This window comes from Acetobacter sp. DmW_136 (genome assembly GCF_008690365.1).
In the GTDB taxonomy this organism is placed as follows: domain Bacteria; phylum Pseudomonadota; class Alphaproteobacteria; order Acetobacterales; family Acetobacteraceae; genus Acetobacter; species Acetobacter oryzifermentans.
The window spans coordinates 1-1,798 of the sequence record NZ_VHON01000012.1; the positions used below are offsets into that span (position 1 = coordinate 1).

General features: G+C 60.8%; 3 protein-coding genes and 2 pseudogenes. 1 reads left to right on the top strand and 4 read right to left on the bottom strand.

Annotated elements, in window-relative coordinates:
* The 4 genes and pseudogenes from FKW31_RS04965 to FKW31_RS04980 all read right to left on the bottom strand — a co-directional run.
* Positions 1-257 (bottom strand): ArsB/NhaD family transporter (locus FKW31_RS04965; RefSeq protein ID WP_304512203.1); only part of this gene is annotated, 257 nt, incomplete at its 3' end.
* Positions 257-679: an arsenate reductase (glutaredoxin) gene (gene arsC, locus FKW31_RS04970; protein WP_010510570.1), complete on the bottom strand. Its 423-nt coding sequence runs from the start codon at positions 677-679 to the stop codon at positions 257-259. The genes FKW31_RS04965 and arsC, both read right to left, overlap by 1 nt.
* Complete coding sequence (locus FKW31_RS04975) at positions 676-1,029, bottom strand: helix-turn-helix transcriptional regulator (protein ID WP_026019860.1); 354 nt, start codon at positions 1,027-1,029, stop codon at positions 676-678. Before FKW31_RS04975 ends, arsC begins: the two co-directional genes overlap by 4 nt.
* Before the next feature lie 77 nt (positions 1,030-1,106).
* Positions 1,107-1,463, bottom strand: a pseudogene (locus tag FKW31_RS04980) (VIT1/CCC1 transporter family protein); the annotation flags it as partial.
* 70 nt (positions 1,464-1,533) lie between these two features.
* Here FKW31_RS04980 and FKW31_RS04985 point away from each other — a divergent pair.
* Positions 1,534-1,794: pseudogene (locus tag FKW31_RS04985) on the top strand (transposase); the annotation flags it as partial.
* Between the last annotated feature and the right edge of the window lie 4 nt (positions 1,795-1,798).

Sequence of the window (1,798 nt, forward strand, 5' to 3'; positions counted from 1 at the left end):
CCCCAGCGTACGACGTGCAGGGCGGCCCAATGGAAGAACCCTGCCTCATCCAGCAACAGCGAGATGACGATCAGCGCGATAAAGGTGAAGGTCGCGTCCCAGACGATGTGCCAGACGACAGGAATGTCATGCCAGTGGATCACGCCAGCCGCCAAGGCCACGGCGGCACCTGCCATTGCGCTCCAGCCGATGCCCAGCCCCCGAGGCTGCCAGATGACAAAAACCAGCGTGACAACGAAAAGCAGAAGAGCCAGCATCAGGAGATCCGCTTTCCGGATTCATCGACGATCTTCTCGCCGTCCTCTTTGACGAAAGCGCCCCGCTGCGGGTTGGGCAGGATTTCCAGAGCCGCCTCGGACGGACGGCAGAGCGCAACACCGAGGGGGGTGACGACGATCGGCCGGTTCATCAGGATCGGGTGTGCGATCATGGCGTCGATCAGCGTATCGTCCGTCAGGGTCGGATTATCGAGGCCGAGCTCGTGAAAGGGCGTGCCCTTTTCCCGCAGGACCGAGCGCACCGGAAGCCCCATACGGGCGATCAGATCGACCAGTTCGGCCCGGCTCGGCGGCGTTTTCAGATATTCGATGATCCGGGGCTCCTCGCCGCTGTTGCGGATCAGTGCCAGCACGTTGCGCGACGTGCCGCAGGCCGGGTTGTGGTAGATCGTGATGGTCATGGGCAGGATTCCCGGGATGGGCAGCAGGAGGACAGGTTCGCGACCAGGGGCGCGCAGAGTTCGGGGCTGCCCGCACAGCAGTCTCTTACGAGGAAGAGCATCAGGTCGCGCAAGCGCGGAAGGCGCGCACGATAGACGATCAGCCGGCTGTGGCGCTGCGAGGTCAGCAGGCCGGCACGGGTCAGGGTGGCAAGATGGGCCGAGATCGTGTTCTGCGGGACATCGAGATGCCGCGCGACGTCTCCGGCGGGTAGTCCGTCCGGTTCGTGGCGCACCAGCAGGCGGAAGATCTCCATTCGCGTGGACTGCGACAGAGCGCTCAGGGCAGCGAGGGCAGATTCTGTATCCATAAATCGACGATCACGGATATAATGGATGAAGTCAACACTACCCAGGACATGCCTCATTCAAAACCTGGAATACGGTGTCACACGCCGAACAGGCGGCTGATTCCGCCCGTGACGATCATCGCAACAATACCCCAGAACGTCACACGCAGTGCTGGCCGCAGAGGCGCCGCGCCGCCGGCAAGCGCGCCGACGACGCCCAAAACGGCGAGAACCACGACCGAGGTCAGGGGCACGCCCCAGGATACCCACGCGACAGGGGTCAGAACAGCTGCCAGTACGGGCAGTAAGGCTCCGGACGAAAAGGCGGTTGCCGAGGCGAATGCCGCCTGTATGGGTCTTGCCGCTGTGGCCTCGGACAGACCCAGTTCACCGAGCGCATCATGTTTCATAAGGGCGACGGCGACCTCGTGTGAGAGGTCTCCATCCAGTCCTCTGGTAATTCCCCCATAAAAAGAGTGACTTTTGAATGAGAATTTTCTCAGCGTAAGAATTGAGGAGATTCTGATGAAGAGTGATCGCTTTACTGACGCCCAGATCATGGGTGTGATCCGCCAGGCTGAGGGCGGTGTCCCGGTTCCTGACCTGTGCCGGGAGCATGGGATTAGCAACGCCACGTTTTACCGGTGGCGCGCGAAATATGGCGGTATGGATGCTTCGATGATCAGTCAGATGAAGGCTTTGGAAGAGGAGAACCGTCGGCTGAAGCGCATGTATGCGGATCTGAGCATGCAGACGGATATCCTGAAGGAAGCCCTTGGAAAAAAATGAA